The organism is Candidatus Binataceae bacterium, assembly GCA_035650475.1.
Classification (GTDB): domain Bacteria; phylum Desulfobacterota; class Binatia; order Binatales; family Binataceae; genus JAKAVN01.
This window is the reverse complement of record DASRHP010000012.1, coordinates 494,965-515,964: the sequence shown is the minus strand read 5'-3', so window position 1 is coordinate 515,964 and position 21,000 is coordinate 494,965. Positions and strand designations below refer to the sequence as shown.

23 protein-coding genes are annotated in these 21,000 nt (G+C 68.3%); 1 reads left to right on the top strand and 22 read right to left on the bottom strand.

Features of this window, described 5'->3' with window-relative positions:
• Positions 1-45: 45 nt before the first annotated feature.
• The 19 genes from tsaE to VFB33_13835 form a co-directional block, all read right to left on the bottom strand.
• On the bottom strand, positions 46-522 hold the full coding sequence (gene tsaE / locus VFB33_13925; protein ID HZO82789.1) for a tRNA (adenosine(37)-N6)-threonylcarbamoyltransferase complex ATPase subunit type 1 TsaE: 477 nt from the start codon (positions 520-522) through the stop codon (positions 46-48).
• 66 nt (positions 523-588) lie between these two features.
• Entirely contained in the window at positions 589-2,151 is a 1,563-nt protein-coding gene (locus VFB33_13920) for an NAD(P)H-hydrate dehydratase (GenBank protein HZO82788.1), read from the bottom strand.
• A 12-nt stretch (positions 2,152-2,163) separates the two neighbouring features.
• Positions 2,164-2,985, bottom strand: a complete 822-nt coding sequence (locus tag VFB33_13915; protein HZO82787.1) for a pyridoxine 5'-phosphate synthase — start codon at positions 2,983-2,985, stop codon at positions 2,164-2,166.
• Positions 2,986-2,988: 3 nt separating this feature from the next.
• A complete protein-coding gene (gene glmM, locus VFB33_13910; GenBank protein HZO82786.1) occupies positions 2,989-4,356 on the bottom strand; it encodes a phosphoglucosamine mutase in 1,368 nt (455 codons plus the stop codon).
• A gap of 2 nt (positions 4,357-4,358) precedes the next feature.
• The gene (locus tag VFB33_13905) at positions 4,359-5,492 is read right to left on the bottom strand and encodes a CdaR family protein (GenBank protein HZO82785.1); all 1,134 of its coding nucleotides are present in this window, start codon (positions 5,490-5,492) and stop codon (positions 4,359-4,361) included.
• 8 nt (positions 5,493-5,500) lie between these two features.
• Positions 5,501-6,250: a diadenylate cyclase CdaA gene (gene cdaA, locus VFB33_13900; protein ID HZO82784.1), complete on the bottom strand. Its 750-nt coding sequence runs from the start codon at positions 6,248-6,250 to the stop codon at positions 5,501-5,503.
• A gap of 9 nt (positions 6,251-6,259) precedes the next feature.
• Positions 6,260-7,123: a dihydropteroate synthase gene (gene folP / locus VFB33_13895; protein ID HZO82783.1), complete on the bottom strand. Its 864-nt coding sequence runs from the start codon at positions 7,121-7,123 to the stop codon at positions 6,260-6,262.
• Positions 7,124-7,251: 128 nt separating this feature from the next.
• Positions 7,252-9,183: an ATP-dependent zinc metalloprotease FtsH gene (gene ftsH / locus VFB33_13890; GenBank protein ID HZO82782.1), complete on the bottom strand. Its 1,932-nt coding sequence runs from the start codon at positions 9,181-9,183 to the stop codon at positions 7,252-7,254.
• Between the two features lie 73 nt (positions 9,184-9,256).
• Entirely contained in the window at positions 9,257-10,693 is a 1,437-nt protein-coding gene (gene tilS / locus VFB33_13885) for a tRNA lysidine(34) synthetase TilS (protein HZO82781.1), read from the bottom strand.
• Between the two features lie 116 nt (positions 10,694-10,809).
• Positions 10,810-11,079, bottom strand: a complete 270-nt coding sequence (locus VFB33_13880) for a chaperone modulator CbpM (GenBank protein ID HZO82780.1) — start codon at positions 11,077-11,079, stop codon at positions 10,810-10,812.
• Between the two features lie 40 nt (positions 11,080-11,119).
• The gene (locus tag VFB33_13875; GenBank protein HZO82779.1) at positions 11,120-12,211 is read right to left on the bottom strand and encodes a J domain-containing protein; all 1,092 of its coding nucleotides are present in this window, start codon (positions 12,209-12,211) and stop codon (positions 11,120-11,122) included.
• Positions 12,212-12,294: 83 nt separating this feature from the next.
• Positions 12,295-12,522 carry a CcmD family protein gene (locus tag VFB33_13870; protein HZO82778.1) on the bottom strand — a complete coding sequence of 76 codons (228 nt, stop codon included), beginning with the start codon at positions 12,520-12,522 and terminating at the stop codon, positions 12,295-12,297.
• A gap of 12 nt (positions 12,523-12,534) precedes the next feature.
• Complete coding sequence (gene ccsA, locus VFB33_13865) at positions 12,535-13,242, bottom strand: cytochrome c biogenesis protein CcsA (protein ID HZO82777.1); 708 nt, start codon at positions 13,240-13,242, stop codon at positions 12,535-12,537.
• Positions 13,243-13,248: 6 nt separating this feature from the next.
• A complete protein-coding gene (locus VFB33_13860; GenBank protein ID HZO82776.1) occupies positions 13,249-13,923 on the bottom strand; it encodes a heme exporter protein CcmB in 675 nt (224 codons plus the stop codon).
• Positions 13,924-13,934: 11 nt separating this feature from the next.
• Positions 13,935-14,633, bottom strand: a complete 699-nt coding sequence (ccmA, locus tag VFB33_13855) for a heme ABC exporter ATP-binding protein CcmA (GenBank protein HZO82775.1) — start codon at positions 14,631-14,633, stop codon at positions 13,935-13,937.
• Complete coding sequence (locus VFB33_13850) at positions 14,630-15,103, bottom strand: hypothetical protein (GenBank protein ID HZO82774.1); 474 nt, start codon at positions 15,101-15,103, stop codon at positions 14,630-14,632. Before VFB33_13850 ends, ccmA begins: the two co-directional genes overlap by 4 nt.
• A 1-nt stretch (position 15,104) precedes the next feature.
• The gene (locus tag VFB33_13845) at positions 15,105-15,620 is read right to left on the bottom strand and encodes a cytochrome c-type biogenesis protein CcmH (protein ID HZO82773.1); all 516 of its coding nucleotides are present in this window, start codon (positions 15,618-15,620) and stop codon (positions 15,105-15,107) included.
• 39 nt (positions 15,621-15,659) lie between these two features.
• Entirely contained in the window at positions 15,660-17,672 is a 2,013-nt protein-coding gene (locus VFB33_13840; GenBank protein HZO82772.1) for a heme lyase CcmF/NrfE family subunit, read from the bottom strand.
• 1 nt (position 17,673) lies between these two features.
• Positions 17,674-18,123 carry a cytochrome c maturation protein CcmE gene (locus VFB33_13835; GenBank protein HZO82771.1) on the bottom strand — a complete coding sequence of 150 codons (450 nt, stop codon included), beginning with the start codon at positions 18,121-18,123 and terminating at the stop codon, positions 17,674-17,676.
• 192 nt (positions 18,124-18,315) lie between these two features.
• Between VFB33_13835 and VFB33_13830 the strand changes: the two genes are divergently transcribed.
• Positions 18,316-19,197 carry an endonuclease/exonuclease/phosphatase family protein gene (locus VFB33_13830; protein HZO82770.1) on the top strand — a complete coding sequence of 294 codons (882 nt, stop codon included), beginning with the start codon at positions 18,316-18,318 and terminating at the stop codon, positions 19,195-19,197.
• 18 nt (positions 19,198-19,215) lie between these two features.
• Here the strand turns inward: VFB33_13830 and lpxA are convergent, their stop codons facing one another.
• The 3 genes from lpxA to VFB33_13815 are packed head-to-tail and all read right to left on the bottom strand — an operon-like array spanning position 19,216 to position 20,954.
• A complete protein-coding gene (lpxA, locus tag VFB33_13825) occupies positions 19,216-20,046 on the bottom strand; it encodes an acyl-ACP--UDP-N-acetylglucosamine O-acyltransferase (GenBank protein ID HZO82769.1) in 831 nt (276 codons plus the stop codon).
• A 17-nt stretch (positions 20,047-20,063) separates the two neighbouring features.
• Positions 20,064-20,255 carry a DNA gyrase inhibitor YacG gene (locus VFB33_13820; protein HZO82768.1) on the bottom strand — a complete coding sequence of 64 codons (192 nt, stop codon included), beginning with the start codon at positions 20,253-20,255 and terminating at the stop codon, positions 20,064-20,066.
• A 54-nt stretch (positions 20,256-20,309) separates the two neighbouring features.
• Complete coding sequence (locus VFB33_13815; GenBank protein HZO82767.1) at positions 20,310-20,954, bottom strand: hypothetical protein; 645 nt, start codon at positions 20,952-20,954, stop codon at positions 20,310-20,312.
• Positions 20,955-21,000: the final 46 nt, after the last annotated feature.

Below are 21,000 nucleotides of genomic sequence, written 5' to 3'. Positions count from 1 at the left end.
CCTATTATGCTTTCATTTTGCCGCGCGGGCCAGAGCCCGGGCCGGCTACAGGAAGCGCCGGCGGAGCTGGTCGATCAATCGGGCGTAGCGGCCTGAGCCGGCAAACTGAATTCGCCGCTCGTTGGCGCCGGAGTACGCCATACGGACGGACAGGGCCTCGAGCTCGTCGCCCTCGCGCAGTCGCTCGAACCATTCCACCGCGGCCACGCCGCTGGAAAACAAATATTCGCGCAGGCCGAGGTCGTCGAGGCCGGCTTCCTCGAGCCGATAAAGGTCGATATGGAAGAGCGGCAGGCGTCCGCGATGCTCCTGGATCATCGTGAAGGTGGGGCTGAGGATATTTTCCTCGCGCAGGTTGAGTCCGCGCGCCAGCCCCTTGATAAAGCAGGTCTTGCCCGCGCCCAGTTCGCCGATAAGCGCGAGCAGCTCGCCGCCTTCGAGCAGCGCGCCGAGCCGCCGCCCCCATAGCTTGGTCTCGTGCGCCGAGCGGCTGTCGATAACAAGGGTTACTCCGTGCTCCATAACCAAACCGGACCGTGAAATTAGTCGCGGACTCCACAGTCAGCCTGCGCCCGCACGAGAGCCGGTTCAAGCGGCGGCCAGCGCCGCCACAGCCGCGGGCAGCTCGTCGGCAAGCTCGCCGGCAAGATAGCCGACCGCTCCGATGCTTGCCGCGAGCCGGTCGGCGGCCCATCCGTGGACGAACGCGCCAAGGGCGAGCGCGGCCAGCGGCGTCATCCGCTGCCCCAGCAGCGCGCCGACAATCCCCGATAGCACGTCACCCATTCCCGGCGTCGCCATCCCGGGGTTCCCGCTTCCATTGACGTAAATCTCGCCGTCCGTCCCTGCGATAACGGTGCGCGCGCCCTTGAGCAGGACGCCCGCGCCCGTCAGCTCCGAGAGCCGGCGTGCGGCGCTAATCCGGTCGGCGTTGACCACGGCGGTGGAAGTGCCGAGCAGGCGCGCGGCCTCCCCCGGATGCGGCGTGATAACGACGGGGCCGCGCGCGCGCTTAACCGTCGCCGCGCCCCGCTGCGCCACGACGTTCAGCCCGTCGGCGTCGATCAGGATCGGGCGGTTCGGCGCGGCGCCCTCGGCAACGAGCCATTCCAGCAGCGCGCGCGTGTCGTCGCTCTGCCCGATTCCCGGGCCGACGATCAGCGCGTCCTTGCCCTCGATAAGATTGGCCAGGACACCCGGCGCGTGCGCGCCGTCGAAATGGCCGTCGCGCTCGGCGATCGGCTCGGTCATCATCTCGGCCTGCCCCCCAGCGACGATCGCGGCGATCGATTCTGGGATCGCGGCGGTGACCAGCCCGGCGCCCATCCTGAGTGCACCGCGGGCGGCGAGAATCGCCGCGCCCGACTTGCCGCGGCTGCCCGCGATCACCATCACGTGGCCGTAGTTTCCCTTGTGCGAGTCGGGCCGCCGCGGCGCCAGCCACACCCGCATCTCGGCCGCTTCGAGCAGCATCCCGCGCGGCGCGATCTCGCCAATCGCGGCGGGCGCAAAGCCGATTTCCACAATCTCGAGCTCGCCGCAGAAGCCGGCGCCCGGATAGGAGACATGCCCAAACTTGGCGAACCCGAAGGTCACGGTCAACGCCGCTCGCACCGCCGCGCCCATCACCGCGCCTGTATCCGAATTGATGCCCGACGCGATATCGACCGCGACGACGCGCGCACCGCCGTCCGCCGCGCGATTAATCGCTTCGATTGCAAGGCGCGGCAGACCACGCACTTCGGCATTGAGCCCGGTGCCGAAAATCGCGTCGACGATGACGCCGGCGGCCGTCGCTGCGCTGAGTTCCGCCGCATCGGCGGCTTCGGTCACACTGCCACCGGCCTTTACGAACTCCGAGTGCGCACGCGCCGCGTCGCCCTTGAGTTCCGAGGCCCTCGCGAGCAACACGGCCCGCACCGGCACACCCTCGGCGGCCAGGGCGCGCGCCGCGACCATCCCGTCGCCGCCGTTGTTCCCCTTGCCCGCGACGATCAACACACCGTCGCGGCGCGCCTGCGGCCATCGCCGCAGCACCGCCGCCGCAACGGCCTCGCCCGCGCGCGTCATCAGCGCGTACGAAGCAACGCCGTATTTTTCCTGGCTCAGCCGGTCGAGTTCGCGGCTCTGAGCGGCGCTGAGCAGCTTCACGCGCGCATCCCTTCAGCGCCGCGCCGACCCCGCGGCGCGCACGCGCGCGGCGGCCCGGGGCGCCCCGACGCGCCGCGGCTGTACCAGCACGAGCATCTCGCGCACCGCGCGGACCATCCCGACCGCGATCGCGCGCGCGACGATCGCATGGCCGATATGGAGCCATTGAATTCCGGGAATCGCGGCGATCGGGCTGACGTTACGATAGTTGAGCCCATGGCCCGCATTCGGTTTGAGGCCCGCGGCGCGCGCCGCCTTCACCGCCTCGCGGATCTTCCGCAACTCACTCGCAGCCGCCTCGTCCGGCTGGGGTTGTGGGCCGCCGCTCAGTGTGCGCGCGAGTTCGGCATCGGCATGGTTGGCGTAAGTGCCGGTGTGAATCTCGACGTACTCCGCGCCCAGCTCAGCGGCAGCCTCGATCTGGCGGCGCACCGGATCGATGAACAGCGACACCGCGATCCCTGCCTCCTTGAGCCGGCGAATCATCGGCCTAAGCCGCTCTGCAAGCCCGACGACGTCAAGGCCGCCCTCGGTGGTCACTTCGAGCCGACGCTCCGGCACCAGGCAGACCTCGTGCGGGCGCAGCCGCAGCGCGAGCTCGACCATCTCGTCCACCGGCGCGAGTTCCTGGTTCAGATGAGCGCGCACCGCCTGGCGTAGACGGAACAGGTCGTGATCCTGGATATGGCGGCGATCTTCGCGCAGATGGAACGTGATCGCGTCGGCGCCGGCGCGCTCGGCGGCGAGCGCCGCCTCGACCGGATCGGGATAGTCAACGCGGCGCGCCTCGCGCAGCGTCGCCACGTGATCGATATTCACTCCGAGTCTGGGCATTGCCTATGCCTCTGCCGTGTTGGCATGGCGTGCGATCGCGGCGCCGATTTCGCGCGCGAGCGCGCCTATCTCGGCCGGGTCCTCGCCCTCGATCATCACCCGCGCGAGCATCTCGGTGCCCGAGTAGCGCACCAGCAGCCGGCCGGCGCGACCCAGGCGGCGCTCGGCGTCCGCGATCAGGCGCTGGACGTCGGGCATCTCGCCGAACGGGACGCGGCGCGCGACCCGCACGTTCTCCATCACCTGCGGCACGCGGCGCATCGCGCGCAGGGCGCTGAGCGGCCTCTGCGTTTCGACCATCAGGGTCAGGATCATCAGGGCGGTAATGATGCCGTCGCCGGTGGTCGAGTGATCCATGAAAATCACGTGCCCGGACTGCTCACCGCCGAGGTTGTAGGCGCCCGCGCGCATCTCGCGCACCACCGCCGGGTCGCCGACCTCGGTGCGGATAAGGCGCACGCCTGTTTCCCTCAGCGCCAGCTCGAGCCCGAGATTGCTCATCACAGTGGCCACCAGCGCGCCGCCCTTAAGCCTCCCCTCCGACGCCATTCGCCGCCCCATCGCGGCCATCACGTCGTCGCCGTCGAACAGCGCGCCGGTCTCGTCGATAAACATCGCGCGGTCGCCGTCGCCGTCCAGCGCGATCCCCACGTGTGCGCGCTCGCGCAGCACCGCCTCGCGCAGGCGTTCGGGATGGAGCGCGCCGCAGCCGAGATTGATGTTCTTGCCGTCGGGATCGACGCCGAGCGCGACGACCTCGGCGCCCAGCTCGACCAGCGCGTCCGGCGCTACTTTGTAGGCGGCGCCGTTGGCGCAGTCGATCACGACCTTGAGCCCGTCGAAGGCCACCGTACGCGGCACGCAGCCCTTGAGAAAGACCAGGTAGCGGCCGATCGCGTCGTCGATGCGGGCGGCCTTGCCGATATCCTCGGCCCGCGCGCTCATCGCGGCGAGCGCATCATCGTTGCACACCAGCTCCTCGATCCAGCGCTCGGTTTCGTCGTCGAGCTTGAAGCCCTCGCGCGAAAAGAACTTGATCCCGTTGTCCTGGTAGGGATTGTGCGAGGCCGAAATCACCACGCCGGCGTCGGCGCGCATGCTGCGGGTGAGAAAGGCGATGCCGGGGGTCGGCAGCGGCCCGACCAGCCAGACGTCCGCGCCCATCGCGCAGATCCCCGAGGCCATCGCGGTTTCCAGCATGTAGCCGGACAGCCGGGTGTCCTTGCCAATCAGGATGCGGCGGTGACGCCCGGGCTGGCCCCTCAGAACCAGGGCAAGCGCGCGCCCCAGCTTGAGCGCGGTTTCGGAGGTTATCGGTTCGGCGTTGGCGACGCCGCGCACGCCGTCAGTGCCAAAGAGCCTGTTTGCCATTTTCATCCGCTCGTCGCGCGCCGGGCGCGATAGATCAGGACCTTGACGTTCTCGGGGCTGGCGCGCACCAGTTCGATTCCGTCGGGCAGCGCGACCTGCACCGCGAGCCGGTGCGCTCCGGGCTGCGCACCGTCGGCGGAGACGTACACCGCGCCGTGCAGATCGAGCTTCGAGAGCTGATTCAGCGGGCCGCGCACAGTCACGCTCACCCGCTGCGGATCGACCTTCACCTTGTGGTCAGTGTCGCGCACGCCAACCGTAAGGCCGTGGAATTCACGGTTGGCGATCACGGCGCCGATCGCGACCAGCGCTTCGATGGTGGTCGGCCCTTCGATTTTGACCCCTTCACGGGGCGCGCGCAGATCGACCATCTGCATGACGTCGCTCTTCGCATCGGTCAGGTCCACCGGCGCGCTTTGCACGCGATCGATCTGCGCCAGATAGCGGCTGGGGCCGCGCAGGGTGACCTCGGAAGGAATCGCCTTGACCGAAGTGATGCGGTAGCCGGCGGCGGGCTTGCCGCGCAGGTTGAGATGGATCGGGCTCTGGCGCTCGGCGATGCGGTCAATGTCGAGCACGATCTCGCTGGGCGAGACGCGGGTCACGTCGGTCTGGCGCGGAACGTTGAACATGTCGGGGCCGATCTTGAAGACCGCCTGTCCGACGCCGACTCCGGCGAGATCGAGCCGCAGCATCAGGCGATCGGGATCGAGCAGCGAAAGCAGCGTGCGCGGCCCGCGCACTTCGATCTGGACGAAGTCGGGATGTTGATTGACGATTACCATCCCCGCCGGCAGCAAACGATAGCCGACCGGGACCCGCAGCGTGACCAACGCCCCGCGCTGCCCGGCGTTGACGAAGGCCCACAATCCGATCGCGAGGAGCAAGGCGATCACGCGCAGGCCGAAATCGCGGCGCGCGCGCTGCACCAGCAGAGCGCTCAAGCGGCTGACGACCTGCCGCTCGCGCACGAACAGGCCGCGCATGTCCGTTGCGAGCGACCGGGGCGCGGCGGCTTCGGCTCGCTCCGGACGTGGCGCATCCTGAGCCGCCGCCCCGTGCGGCGGATGGTCGGGGCCGTCCTGCGGGCGCTGCGGGCTTTCGGCTGTCACGTCGTGTTCCGCGCTCTCCGCCATCGCCACACCTACGCCATCGTACCAAGAATCCCCAGGAGCTCGTCGGGGCTGAGCCCGCGCTGCAATTCGCCGTTGCGGGCGAGCGAGATCGTGCCGTCCTCCTCAGAGACGACGATTACCACCGCGTCGCTCTCCTCGGTCAGCCCGATCGCCGCGCGATGGCGCGTGCCGAGAGCGAGGCTGACGTTGGGGTTGGTTGACAGCGGCAGCAGGCAGGCCGCGGCGAGGACCTGGTCGCCCTTGATGACTGCCGCGCCGTCATGCAGCGGAGAGCCGCGCATGAAGATGGTCTCCAGCAGTTCGGGCGACAGCCGCGCCTCCACGATCCGCCCGGTTTCGACGTAGTCGTTGAGTCCGACCTCGCGCTCGAGCACGATGAGCGCGCCGATGCGCCGCGCGGCGAGCCAGGCCGCCGCGGTCGCCAACTCCTGGGCGACGCTCGCCACCGAACCACGCGCGGCGAAGAACGACGGCGTGCCGACCCGGGTAAGCGCGCGGCGGATGTCGGACTGGAAAATCACCACCAGGATGACGAACAGCGAGCCGAGGAAGTTATTCAGCAGCCAGTTGAGCGTGAACAGGCCGAGCAGTTGCGAGGCGACGAAGGCGCCCGCCACCACCAGCAGCCCGACCACCATCTGTACGGTGCGCGTGCCGCGGATGAGCTGCGCGATGCGGTAGATGACGTAGGCGACGATCAGGATGTCGAGCACATCCTGCCAGCGCAGCCTGGGTATCAACCCGAAGTAGTGCCCCATCGCGATTGACTAACCGCCACCGGCCTTAATCGCCGCCGCCATCCGCACCGCCGCGCTCGCCGCCGCCACGTCGTGCACGCGCACGATCGCCGCGCCGCCGAGCACCGCGATCGCGCTCGCCGCCGCGCTTGCGAATGCCACCGCCGCCGGCTCGGCGCCCGCGCTCAAGCGCACGAAACCCTTGCGCGAGGCGCCTATCAGTATGGGATAGCCGAGCGCGCACAGCCGCGGCAAGGCACCCATCAGGCGCAAGCTGTGGCGCGGCTGCTTGGAAAAACCGAGGCCGGGGTCGAGGATGATACGCGAGCGGGCAACTCCGGCGGCGCGCGCGGCCGCAGCGCGTGCCGCCAGATAGGCCGCCACTTCGTGCACGACATCGCGATAGCGGGCGAACTGCATGTGATTGGCAGGGCCGCCCCGCATATGCATCAGGACCACTGCGCATCCCCGCTCGGCGGCGAGCGGCGCCATCGCCGGGTCGGCCGTCAGCGCGCTCACGTCGTTGATTATCGCACCGCCCGCGTCGAGCGCGGCGCGCGCCACCGCGGCCTTGCGCGTGTCGATTGACAGCGGCGCCTTAAGCTTCCCCTTCAGGCGTTCGAGCACCGGAACGATTCGCGCCAGTTCCTCGTCGACTGGAACTTCACGCGCGCCCACCGGCCGGGTCGATTCACCGCCTAAGTCGATGATGTCGGCGCCCTGCGCCTGGAGCTCCAGTGCATGCTCCGCCGCGCGCCGGGGCTCGAGATAGAGCCCGCCGTCGGAGAATGAATCAGGGGTGACGTTGACCACGCCCATCACGGCGGGGAAGCGGATTACCCTCCCGTCGCGCAGCCGCAGCGAGCGGCGCCGGCGCTGTGCGCTGAGCTCCAAGCCCGTGCCCTCGCTATGAGGATACACGCGCGCAAGCGCCAACGGGACGGCCCGCGGCCCGAGAATGGCGCGCCGATGCCGGAATCAGCGGATCGCGGGCCTTCGGTCAGCGGTTGCCCGAGCCGGGGTCAGGCCAGAACTGGCTTGGGCGGGATTCCGGGAATCGCGGGGGCGCCTTCGTCGGCCGGCTTGGGCTTCTCGGAGGCGGTGCTGGCACCTGGCTTGGGTCCGTCGCCGGACGCGGCGGGCGCCTCGGTCGGGAACGGACGGCCGTCGCGATAGGCCTTGACCATCTCGGCCACCTCGCTGCCGTCCAGCACTTCCTTTTCGAGCAGCCGCTCGGAGACGGCGTGCAGCAGCGGGAGATTATCGCTCAGCAGCTTGCGCGCTCGCTGATAGGCGTCGTCCACGATTCGCCGCACCTCGCGGTCAATTTCGATCGCGGTGTGCTCGGAGTAGTCCTTGTGATGAGCGATGTCGCGGCCGAGGAAGACCTGCTCCTCGCGCCGACCGAACGTCATCGGCCCCAGCTCCTGGCTCATCCCCCACTGGCAAACCATCTTGCGCGCCAGCTCAGTCGCCTTTTCGATATCGTCGCCGGCGCCGGTGGTCATCTGGCCGAAGATCAGTTCCTCGGCGACCCTGCCGCCGAACATGGTCGCGAGTTGGGTCATCAGGTAGTCGCGGGAGTAGGTATAGCGGTCGTCGAGCGGGAGCTGCTGGGTGACGCCCAGCGCCATCCCGCGCGGAATAATCGTGACCTTGTGCACGGGGTCGGCGCCCGGCTGCAACATCGCGACCAGTGCGTGTCCAGACTCGTGGTAAGCCGTGTTGCGCCGTTCGGCCAGCGACATCACCATCGAGCGCCGTTCGGCGCCCATCAGAACCTTGTCCTTCGCGAGCTCGAAATCGACCATCTCGACACGCTCCTTGCTACGCCGGGCGGCGAGCAGAGCGGCCTCGTTGACAAGGTTTTCGAGGTCGGCGCCGGCGAAGCCGGGCGTCGAGCGCGCAATTTTTTGGATATCGACGTCGTCGGCGAGCGGCACCCTGCGGGTATGGACCTTAAGGATTCCCTCACGGCCCTTTACGTCGGGCCGCGGCACCACCACGCGCCGATCGAAACGTCCCGGACGCAGGAGGGCAGGATCGAGCACGTCGGGCCGGTTGGTCGCGGCCACCAGGATGACACCCTCGTTGGCCTCGAAGCCGTCCATCTCGACCAGCAACTGGTTGAGCGTCTGCTCACGCTCGTCGTGACCGCCGCCCAATCCGGCACCGCGATGGCGTCCGACGGCGTCGATCTCGTCGATGAAGATTATGCAGGGCGCATGTTTCTTGCCCTGGACGAACAGGTCGCGCACGCGCGAGGCGCCCACTCCGACGAACATCTCGACGAAGTCCGAGCCCGAGATCGAAAAGAACGGCACCCCGGCCTCGCCCGCGATCGCGCGCGCGAGCAGCGTCTTGCCGGTGCCTGGCGGCCCGACTAGGAGCACGCCCTTCGGGATGCGTCCGCCCAGCCGTGTGAAGCGCTTGGGATCCTTGAGGAACTGGATGATCTCTTCGAGCTCGTCCTTGGCCTCGTCGATTCCCGAGACGTCGGCAAAGGTGACCTTATGGGTATTCTCAGTGAGCAGTTTGGCGCGGCTCTTGCCGAACGACATCGCCTTGCCGCCGCCAATCTGCATCTGGCGCATGAAAAAGATCCACACCGCCACCAGCAGCAGCATCGGGAACCACTGCACCAGCATCACCATCCACCACGGATCGCCCTCCGAGGGCTTGGCCTCGATCCGGACGTCCTTGGCGCGCAGCATCTTGATCAGATCAGGATCCTGCGGCGCGTAGGTCTTGTAATGCTCGCCGTTGGCGATGACGTGGATGGTGTTGCCCTGGATCGTGACTTTGGAGACCTGCCCCTTTTCGACCTGGTTGAGGAAGTCAGAGAAGATCTCTTCGGGCTCCCTGACCTGCTGCCTGCTGAACATGTTGAACAGCAAGAGAAACATCAGGCCCAGCGCGAGCCAGAGCGCGATACTGCGGGAAAACTGGTTCATTCGCTCCCTGTGAAGCGTACCACGCGCCTTCCTAGACAAGCAACGTAGCTTCGGCCGCGGTCAGAAGCGGTCCTTATGCGCCTGCTTCAATATTCCGCGCGCGCACGCGCAAAACCTGGCGCGTTAACGGGCCGATTAGCGCAACGCGTCCGCGCGCCAGTCCCGGCAGCCACGCCACCTCGCCCGCGAGCGTGACGACCGGGTAATTGCGCCGGCGCGCGCGTGCCAGCTTGCGGTCAACGAAGACGTCCTGGAGCTTGCGCGTACCCGCGATCCCCAAGGGCGCGATCCGGTCGCCCGGGGTGAAAGCCCGCGCGACGAGTCCAGCCTCCGCGGCGTCGGCGTCAAAACAGGCCTCGAACAGATCAGTAGGCAACGGTGCGACGTCGGCTGGTGTTACCGTCGAATGGAACGTGAATCGCGCCGGCGCAACCTCGGTGATGCCTTCGCGCGCAAGCGGAACCGAAAAGCTTGACGGGCCTGGCCGCTCCCCGTTCGACGCACGCTCAATCGCAAGCGTTCGGTAGCGCCGCCCGGCGCGCCATCGGCCGGGCAGATCGATCGCCGCGCTCGGCGACTCGCCCAGGCAGAGCCGGCGCAAGGCCTCGAGGTGGCGGCGCGAGATTCCCCGCAGGTTTCCCATGTGGATCGCAAGATATGCGCGCAAGAGCGCGGCGGCGAGCGTCGGAGCGAGTCCGGCGAAGCCGTCCAGCAGCAGCACTCCGGCGCGCATCCGGCGCTCAAGTTCGGCCGCCGCCGTTTGCGCCACAAAGTCGTCGAGGTCGCGCATCTCATCCGCGAGCGCGGCGAGCCTGCCGCGCAGGCTGGGCGCGTAGTCGCGCTCCAAAGCGGGCAGCAGTTCGCCGCGCACGCGATTGCGCAGGAAGTCGGGATACTGGTTGCTACTGTCGCTGACGAAGCGCGCGCCGACGGATTCGAGGTAATGCTCGATCTCCTGCCGCTGGATTCGCAGCATCGGCCGGACGAGAGTCAGTGGGCGAGGCTCGCCATCTTCGATAAACCGCAGCGAATCGACCGGCGCCATCGCGCCCAATCCGCTCGCGCCTGCGCCGCGCAACAGGCGCAGCATCACGGTTTCGGCCTGATCGTCGGCATGATGCGCGGTCGCAACGTGCCCGGCGCCGAGCCGGCGCGCGGCGCGCACCAAAAACTCGTAGCGCAACCGGCGCGCGCGCTCCTCGAGATTCGAGGCCGCCGGGTCGAGGCCGCGCGCCCGCTCAACCACCAACTCGACGCCCATCTCCGCGCACAACTTGCGCACAAAGGCCTCGTCACGATCGGATTCGGCGCCGCGCAGGCGATGGTTAAGATGAGCGGCGGCGAGGCGGAAATCCAGCCGCGGCCGAAGCTCGCGCAGCGCGTGCAGCAGCGCCACGGAGTCGGGCCCACCCGACAGTGCGAGCAGGATCAGATCATCCGCGCGCAGCCCCGCCTGCTCCAATGCCTGCCCGATCTTGCGCAGTAGAGTCGATTTCGCCGCAGAGTCCATTCGACGACGCCGGCCCGATCGCCCCGGATACCGACGCCAACCATTATCGCAGAAGGCCGGCACTCCTGCGCGGAGGCCCCGGCGCTCGCGCACGTCACCAGACCACAGCTTCGCGCTCAGCCGCTCATCTGGTCGAGCAGGTTGAGGATGATCCCGATGCCCGGCAAGTTAACTTCGAGTTCGTCGGCGAGCGTGCGGATGAGGCGCGCGCGGCGGAGCGCCTCGCGGCCATAGAGTGACTCGCGCCGCCCGTCACGCTCGACGACACGGGCCGGAACGATCAGGTCTTCGTGCTCCCACAATGCCAGCTCGCGCGAGCTGACCCCGGTGAGCACGCAGAAGGCCTCGCGGCTGACCAGCGTCGCGCCGGCGGATGCGCGGCGCACGCTGCTGCTGCGACTGCTCTTCGCTCGTCGCACCATTGCACTACTCGCGCAGCAGTTCGGCCCGCGGATCGGGCAGGGCGCGCGCCCTGCGCCGCTCGGCGAAGTCCCGCATCAGCCGGCGCTCCTCGTCGGTGAGGTTGGTCGGTGCAAGCACCTTAATCTCGTAGAGCAGGTCGCCGGCCGGTTCGCCGCCGCGCCCGGGCAACCCGCGCCCGCGCAGGCGCATCACCCGTCCGCTCTGGCTCTCGGGCGGAATCTTGAGCGAGATCCTCCCGTCGAGCGTCGGCACGGTGACCTCGGCGCCCAGCGCCGCCTCGTAGTCCCACACTGGCAGCTCGCATCGGACGTCGCGGCCGCTGACGCTGAAGACGCGGTCGGGCTTGAGCCGCACGGTCAGATAGAGGTCGCCCGGACGCGGCCCCCTGCCGCCCTGCCCCCGCAGCCTTATCCGGGTGCCGTCCACGACACCAGGCGGAATCGTCACCTCGAGCGAGCGGCGCGTCGGAATCGTGCCGCGCCCGTCGCAAGCCGGGCACGGCTCGGCCGAGCGGATGATGCGGGTCTTGCCGCTGCGCTCCTCACGCGCGACCAACCCGCTGCCGCCGCATTGCGCACAGCCGTCCTCTGTGTCGAGCGTGATCCGCCTCCTGGTTCCGTGCGCGGCCTCGCGCAGCGTAACCTCGACCTCGGCCTCGGCGTCGTTGCCGCGCGGCGGGGTCTCAGTGAACTCGTAGCCTGCAAATCCGCGCCGAGCGCGCGCGCCGCCGAAGCCGCGACCGGCGCCGAATCCGCCGAAAAACTGCTCGAAGAAGTCGCTGAAGCCGCCGCCACGCGCCCCCGCACCGCGCCCGGCCCCCACGCCACCCGCCCATCCGTATTGCCGGCGCATCTCTTCTTCACTGATCCCGCGCTCCCAGTCAGCGCCTAGCTCGTCGTACTTCTTGCGCTTGGCCGGATCACCGAGCACCTGGTAGGCCTCGTTGATCTCCTTGAAGCGCTGCTCGGCCTCCTTGTTGCCGGGATTTAGGTCGGGATGGTACTTGCGGGCGAGCTTGCGGTAGGCGGACTTGATTTCGGCGTCAGAGGCGCTGCGTTCGACGCCCAGCGTCTTGTAGTAGTCGCGAAATTCCATCTAGGCCGCTTTCTTCGGTGCCGCAAGCGGCACGTCAACAAGATGCGCACGATCGCGCGGGGCGGCAAGCCGCCGCCGCGCGGTCAGCCGGCGGAGCGCGCCTGCCCGGAGGCCGGCACCGCGCCGGAGTGGACAGCGGTTTGAGTATCGACGCAGCGCTCAGCGGTTTCGCCGAGCGCGCGCAGGCGCGCCTCCATCGCACGCAACTCAGCCTCGAGCGCGGCCTGGCGGCGCCAGAGGAAGAGGACGTAGAGAAAGATCACCACGAAGATGATCGCGTAGGCGGCAGCGAGGTATCCGAGGTTTTCCATCGGGCCTTCAGGCTAATCCTGGGCGGCGGCTTCGGCCAGCGCCACGCGATAGGTCAGCTCGCTCAGCCGCGTACGCATCCTGAGCGTCATGAAGCGTAGGCAGAGAATCCATATAAAGAGCGCAGTGAAGGCGGCGAGTGAGACCAGTAGCGTCATCACCATCCGCGGGTCCTCCAGTCCGTGCCCGCCCTGGCGCGTGACCAGCACCGCGGGATGAATCGTGCGCCACAGACGCACCGAAACGATCACGATCGGCACGTCAAGCGCGGCGACGATTCCGACCACCGCGCCGAAACGCGCGCCGGCCGGCGCGTCGCCTGCCATCGCGCGCAGCATCAGATAACCGCCGTAGAGCAGCCACAGAATAAGCGTCGTGGTCAGACGCGAGTCCCACGTCCACCACGCGCCCCAGATCGGCTTGGCCCAGATCGAGCCGGTCACCAGCACCAGCGTGCAGAAGACCATCCCTATCTCGGCTGCCGCATAGCCGAGGTCATCCCATATCTGCTGACCCAGCCAGAGGTAGAACACACCGGCGATCGCAACCAGGCCGAAGGAGACGAAGGCGACCCACGCGCACGGCACGTGGAAGTAGAAAATTCGCTGGACGATCCCCTGCTCGGCTTCGGTCGGCACATAGACGAAGACCATGTAAAGCGCGGCGAGCATCAGCGCGAGCGCCGTCAGCCCCGGCCACAGCCTGAACGCGCGCCCCGTCATCGCAGCTCACTCCTGCGCGGCAACATACTCGAAGAGCATGCAGCCGGCAGCGATGAAGAGGACGTCGAACGCGCCAAGGAGCTTGAACCAGATCGCGGCCTGGGCAAGCGGCGCGCCACCGAGCACGAGCGCGCTCGCCTTGACGCCAGCGATCAGCGCCGGGACGAACATCGGCACCGCGAGCAGCGGCAGGACCAGGTCGCCCGCGCGCAGGCGCGAGGAAATTGCGGCCAGCAGCGTCGCCAGCGCGGCGAAGCCCAGCGCGCCGAGCAAGACCGCCGGAACCAGACGCGCCAGCCGCGCGTCAAATTCGAGATTAAAGAACAGCACCATCAGGATCACCGAGGCGGCTTCGGCCGCCGTCATGAAGATGAGGGCGGCGGCGAGTTTGGCCGCGTATAGCGCCGCGCGATCGAGCGGACTTATCAGCAACGCGCGCATACATCCGTTTTCGTGCTCGGCGGCCACCGCGCGTGTCGCGCCGAGCATTCCGGAAAACACCAGCGCCACCCACAGCGCACCGGCCGCAGCTGCGCTCCCCTGCTCGCCGCCGCCGGGGTCGAAGGCGAACACCAGCACGACCAGCACCAGCAGCGAGAGTGCGCCCAAGGCCACCGTGCTCTGGCCGCCGCGCACTTCGAGCAGCAAATCCTTGCGCAGGACGGCGGCGAACGAGCCCATCGTGGCGCTCCTCAACCCATCGCCACCGGCCGCGACACGGCCTGGGTCGGCGCGCGCGGCGCCTGCGGGCGGACCAGGCGCCCGCGCACGAGCGCGAGGCTTTCGAAGCCCAGTTCCTCCAGGGGGCGCGACTGATGCGCGCTGACCAGCACCGCGGCACCGCGCGCCATCGCCTCGCGCATGAACGCAAGCGCCAACGCCGCGCCGTCGGCGTCGAGTGCGCTCAGCGGCTCGTCGAGCAGCAGCACATCGGGTGCCGCGAGCATCGTGCGCGCAAGCGCCAGCCGCTGTTCCATCCCGCGCGAGAAGCCGCGCACGCGCCCGTCGCCCGCGCCGGCCAGCCCCACCCGCTCCAGCCATCGGTCGACCGCGCCGCGCCGGTCGTCGAGGCCGTAGAGGGTGGCGTAGAAATCGAGGTTCTCGCGCGCGGTGAGGTTGGGATAGAGGAAGCTCTGATGCGTCAGCAGGCCGATGCGCCGGCGCAACGCTGGCGCAAGCGAGCACGCAGGCTCGCCGAAAAGAAGCGCGCTGCCCGAGGTCGGCGCCGCGAGGCCGGCGAGGAGGCGAATCAGAGTGGATTTGCCCGCGCCGTTAGCGCCCGTGATCGCCACGCCGCGCCCGGCTTCGATCGCAAGGTTGATCCCGCGCAGGACCGGAGTGGGACCGAAGCTCCTAGCCAGCGCGCGCGCCTCGATAAGCGCGGCGCTCATCGCTGCGCCCACGCCGCGGCCTGCGGCGCGCTGGCGAGCGGCGCGCCGCATTCGCAGCAGAAATTTCCCGGCACGGCCTCGGCGCCACACCGGGCGCAGAAGCGCACCCGCGCCGGACGCGCCGACTCCGCCTGCGATGCGCCTGCGCGGCGCCCGAGCGCGGCGTCGCTGCCGTTGCACGGCGCGTGGGCAACAGCGCGCAGACGCGCGAGCGCGGCACTCGCCTCAAGCGCGCGCGCCATCAGGTTCTCATGCAGCGCGGCGTAGTCGGCCTCGCTCAACTTGCCCATCTCGCGGTCGAATTCGAGCTCGCGCAGCCCCTGCATCGCAAGCCCGCGCTCGTGCTTAAGCCGCTCGACCTCGGTCGCCGCGCCGGCGGCGCGTCTGCGCCCGAGCACGCCGTCGCCCAGAGGAGCAGCGACGAAAAGCGCCACGCCGGCGACGATAAGCATCGCGGCGAGATAAATCACGTCAAATCCGCTCCCGAAGCTCGCGCTCAAGCCGCTCGCGCAGCGCGGGCGAGAATTGCGACTGGTCCGGATTCGCCCCGGCCGGCGGTTCGGGCGAGGCCGGCGATGGCGCGCCGCGCCAGCGGCCCATCACCACCACCACGATCGCTCCGCCTACAAGCAGCGCGACGAAGGGCATCGTCCACGCCAGCAGGTTGAAGCCCTGGAGGGTCGGCGCGGAAAGAATCTTCTCGCCGTACCGGGTGCGGAAGTAGGCGATTATCTGGGCCCGGCCCATCCCGCGCCCGAGCATCTCTTCGATCTTCTGGCGGGTCGGCACCGAGAACTCGCAATTGGGATGGTTACAGTTGGCGACTGTCAAGCCGCATCCGCACTGGCAGGTCAGCGCCTCGGCGACCTCCTGCCCGGTGGCGGTGGAAGTGGCGGCGCGCGCCGCAGGCATGAAGGGCACCGCGGCACCGCCGAATAACAGGGCCAGGGCGAACGCACCGATCGCCAGGCTCGCGCGTGCCTTCAAGGAACCAACCCGCGATGTTGGTGCGTGCCGCGCCACGGCTTACTCGCCTCCTGGCACCGGCTCCGGTTCGGGCAGCGCCTCCTCACCGGCGAGCGCGGCCGCGAACGCCGCGCGCTCGCGCACGTTGGGCCACATCGCGATCACCGTGCCGATCGCCATCAGGAACCCGCCCGCCCACAGCCAGAAGACCAGCGGCGTCAGGAAGACCTCGAACGTCACCAGCCCGCTCTTGTCGTCCACGCCGGCGAGCACGATGTAAAGGTCGTTGAGCGGCGTCGAGCGAATCGCTACCCGCGTGGCGGGCTGCTGCTGGCGCTTGTAAAAGAGCTTTGCCGGCTCCATCGTGGCGATCTCGCGCCCGCCGCTGCGCACGCGTATGCGCGCGCGCAGGTCTTCCATGTGCGAATTCTCCAATCCCTTGAGTCCGAGATAGGTCAGTTCATAGGAGCCGACGTTGAAGCTCTGGCCTTCGCGTAGGCTGCGCTTGACCTCGGTGCGGAAGAACGAGGAGGCGACGATCCCGACGAAGGCGAGCACGACGCCGAGATGAATCACGTAGCCGCCGTAGCGGCGGTTGTTTTTGGCGATCAGGTTGACCAGCGCGCGGGCGGGTGTTTCGCGCACCAGATGGCGCCGTGCGCCGACCCCGCGGCGGAACTCAGCGATCACGGTGCCGACCACGAACGCCGCCAGCGACATCGCGGCCAGCACGTACCATTCGCGCAGCCCTTCGACGAAGACCGCGGCGCCCGCCGCCAAGCCCATCACGATCGGCCCCGCAAACATCCGCATCAGCGCCCGCGGCGTGGCCCGCCGCCACGCGATCAGCGGACCGACTCCCATCAGGAAGACGAGCGCCAGCGCGAGCGGCGCGTTGACCTTGTCGAAGAACGGCGGGCCGACCGTGATCTTAACCCCGCGCACCGCCTCCGAGAGCACCGGGAACACCGTGCCCCAGAAGACCGCGAACGCGATCCCGACCAGCACCAGGTTGTTGAACAGGAAAGCGGCCTCGCGCGAGAGGTAGGACTCGAATTCGGCCGGACTTCTCAGCTCCTTAACCCGGCTGACGAGCAGCGCCGAGTACGCGAATGCGACCACGATGAGGAAGCTTAAGAAATACGGCCCAAGCCCGGACTGGGTGAATGAGTGAACCGACGAGATCACGCCGCTGCGCGTGAGGAAGGTGCCGAACAGGGTGAGCAGGAAGGCCAGCCCGACCAGCGCAAGGTTCCACACCTTCAGCATGTCCTTGCGCTCCTGGATCATCACCGAGTGCAGGTAGGCGGTCATCACCAACCACGGCATGAAGGCCGCGTTCTCGACCGGGTCCCACGCCCAGTAACCACCCCATCCCAACACCTCGTAGGCCCATCGCGCCCCGAACAGATTGCCCAGCGTGAGAAAGAACCACGAGAAGATCGCCCAGCGGCGGGTCGTCCTGATCCAACCGTCGTCGAGCCGACACGCAAGCAGGGCGCCGCAGGCGAAGGCGAACGGGACCGCGGCGCTGACGTATCCTGTGTAAAGCGAGGGCGGATGGATCGCCATCCAGTAGTTCTGGAGCAGCGGGTTAAGGTCGGAACCGTCGGCGGGGACGCTCGCGAGCAGGTCGAACGGACGGGTGACGAAATTGAGCATCCCGAGAAAGAAGATCGCGACCCCGGCCAGCACGGCCAGCGCATAGGGCGTGATCTCTGGGTTGCGCCGGCGATTCTGGAAGGCGACGATCGCGGTAAAAATCGAGAGCAGCCACGTCCACAGCAACAGCGAGCCCTGCTGTCCGCCCCATAGGGCGGTCAGCTTATAGAAGGTCGGCAAAGTGAGGCTGGAGTAGGAGGCGACGTACTCCAGCGAGAAGTCGCTGCTTAAAAGCCCGTTCCACAGTGCGGCGATCGCGATCGTCACCATCGCGCACATCGCCCACAGCGCGTGCCGCGCACTCATCAGCAGCTCGGGCGAATCGCGCCGCGCGCCGAGCAAGTTGGCGCCGATCGAATAGATCGCCACCAGCAGCGCGAGCGCCAGCGCGATCTGGCCTATGAATGGCATCTCACTTGGCCCCGGCCTGCCTGGGCACGTACTTCGACGGGCACGAGGTCAGCACCTGGCGCGCCTGAAGGGTGCCGTCGCCCGCAAGGCGGCCCTCGACGATCACGTCGCGCCCGGCGGCGAACATGTCGGGCTTCGGTTCGCCGCGCGCGATCACGCGAAACTGGGGCGGATCGGCGGCAGCGACCGGAGTGACAGCCGAGCCGCCGGGATTGGGCGGCGCGACTATCGTGAAGGCGAGCGTCAGGCTGGCAGGATCCCAACTTATCGAGCCCGCCTTGACCCGCCCGGCCACGCGCAGCATCTGCCCCGTAAGCTCGGCTTTTTTGGCCGCGACCTCACCTACGGTCAGGTAGTACTCGGCGGTGTTGCGCACGGCCGCAGTTATCAGGTAGCCGACGGCGAGCACGATAACCCCCGCGCCGACCACGAAACGCCACCTCGAAGGCATAAACCGTTCTTATCTATCAGATGCGGCCACCGCAAGGCAGCCTTGTGCGCCGCGCTGCTCGGCAAGCGACCCGCAACCGCATGCAGCCGTGAAACCCCAATTTGGCCCGCGCGTCAATTGTTGCCAAGGGCCGCCGCTTCGAGCAAGTCAGAATAACGGTCGCCCGCGGGCGTCCGGATAGGGGCAAAGCGCATGACTGGCGCCGAGTGCACCGTACTGACGTTCAACATTTACCACAACCTGCCCGAGCATCGACACCTCGACCGCCGGCTCGAGCTCATCGCGCAGGGGATTGCGGAGCGCCGGCCGCACGTCGCTGCGCTCCAGGAGCTCCTGCGCGCGAGCGCGTGCGGTGATCTCGGCGCGCGTCTGCGCGACCGCGTCAACCAGCTGTGCGGCCGCGACCTCTACCGGCTCGACTACTGCCCCGCCGACGGCGCGGGCGACGGCGAGTTCGCCTTCGACGAAGGGGTCGGGATGCTGAGCCGGCTGGACGCCGACGGCGCGCCGGCGGCCTACAAGTACCGCGCGCAGGTTGACCTGTCGGCGATGGTCGGCGGGCAGTTGTATCGTTTGCCCGACGATCGCGTCGTCCTGCATCGGCGCTTCCGGTTCGACGGTGGCGCGCGGATGGAGGTTTTCGTCACCCATCTGACCGACCGGCCGGAGTCACGCGATGGCGTGGTGGTCCGCTCGGCGCAGGCGCGCGAACTCGTGCAACTGGTAGCCTCGCACAGCCATCCCGAAGCGACTGTGATCGTTGCCGGCGACTTCAACGACGTCCCCGAATCCGAGACGATGGCGGCACTGCTCGGCGGAAAAGGGTTTATCGATCTGCACGGCGCTTTCGGCAGCGGCTGCGGGTACACTAACGACCGCGACGACCTCGACCTTACGGCCGAGCACGGCACGCACAACCAGCGAATCGACTACCTGCTGATGCGGCCCGGGCGCGGGCGTACGCCCGAGGTGGTCGAGGTCGGTCTGTTCGCCGACCGCCCCCATCGCCAGCCCGACGGCACATGGCTCTGGCCGTCGGACCATGTTGGGGTGATCGCTACGCTGAGGCTGTAATGGCTGGTGGGAGGCCGCCTAATCGGCGTCGGCCTCCGATTCGCCGGCTGCGCGCGGGCCGAAGGCGACCCCGCGTTTTGACGCCCGGATGAACTCCACCATCTCGGCGACCTCGGGCATCATCGGACCCGCCGCGGCCAGCTCCTCCAGCGCGAGCTTGAGGTTACGCCGGGCGCCGAAGAGGGTCGCAAACGCATCGCGCAGCGCGCGGATCGCGCGCGCATCGAAGCCCGCGCGCCGGAGCCCGATTACGTTTATTCCGCGCAGCGTATGGGTGAGGTCGGCGATGCAGAAGGGCGGAATATCGCGGCTGGTCCGGCTCATCCCGCGCATCATCGCAAATCGCCCGATCCGGACGAACTGATGCACGACGCAGTTGCCGGACACCAGCGCGCGGTCGCCGACCTCGACCCATCCGGCGAGCAGCGCGCCGCCCGCGATGATGGCAGCATTGCCGACCCGGCAGTCGTGCGCAATGTGCGCGTTCTGCATCAGGAAGTTGTCGTCGCCGAGGATCGTGATTTCGCCGCGTTCGCTGCCGCGATGGACCGTCACGCCCTCGCGAAAGACGTTGCGATTACCGATCCGCACGCGACGCGGGCCGCCGCGATAGGCCAGGTCTTGCGGTTCGTCGCCGATAACCGCGGTGGGATGGAACACGTTGGCCTCGCCGATTTCGACTTCGCCGAGGATCGTGACGTGGCCGATTAGCCGGGTGCGCGCGCCGATTCGGATTCGCCCGTCGAGCAGGCAGAAGGGACCGATTTCAACGCCGGGCCCAAGTTCAACCTCGACGCCGACGACGGCGCTGGGATGGATGCGCGGCGGGGACGCGTCGGGTTCTGCCATCTCGCCGCGCCCGCGGGCTAGTGGAGGAGCTTCCTCTTGGGATGGAGGTCGTCGGGATGCTCGCGGTCCTCGACCGCGCCGCCGGGCACGCGATAGCCTTCGCCGGCCCAGGTCCCGAGATCGATAGAGCGGCAACGCTCCGAGCAGAACGGGCGGAACCGGTTGGCGGGCGACATATCGACCGGCCGTTTGCAGATCGGACAGTTCATCGCGGCTTGCCCAAGTCGAAAACTGCCAGATGCATGCGGCGCGCGCAAATCGCCTTAGGGGATCGGTGGCGGGGCGGAATCGCATCGCGTCGAGCCGCCGGCGATCTCGAAGGTGCCCGAGTCAGGCATATAGGCAAAGCGCTCGCGGTAGCAGAAGGTGCGTGCCCCGGAGCCGGCGTACCAGGCGCTGACTTGCGCCAGCAGCTTGGCGCGCCCGGCAAGAATATCGGGCGCGCTCTGCGGCGGGACGTGTAGATAGATATGATGCGGAACGTCGGGCGAGAGCACGCCGACACTGCGCGTCACGCCCTCGTCGGCGAGCTGCCTGCCGCCGAGGAACACCGCTGCCTGAAGGCGGACGTTATCGGCGGGCACGTGGCCGAAGTTGCGATAATCGACGTAGATTCGCGGTTCGTCGGGGTGGCTGCGGTCCAACGTCACGTCGCGCACGCCGAAGTAAGGGCGCTCCGAGCTCGTCAGCAGTTCGTAGGCGATGGTGGCGGTGCGCCAGGTGGCAAAGGCGCTGAAGCCGGTCGCCAGCACCATCAGCACCGCCATCAGATCGGCGAAGCCCAGGTAGCCAGCGATCTTGCGCAGCGCCGAGCGGCGCAGCTCCTGCTCGGCGCGGCGCTCCTCGCGCTCTTCCCGCCGTTCCTCGCGCTTGCGGCGTGCGCGTTCTTCGGCATTCTCCTCGCTCATCTTCCCCTCCCCTGCGCACCCGGACGCGTGGAGCCGGAGCCCGATT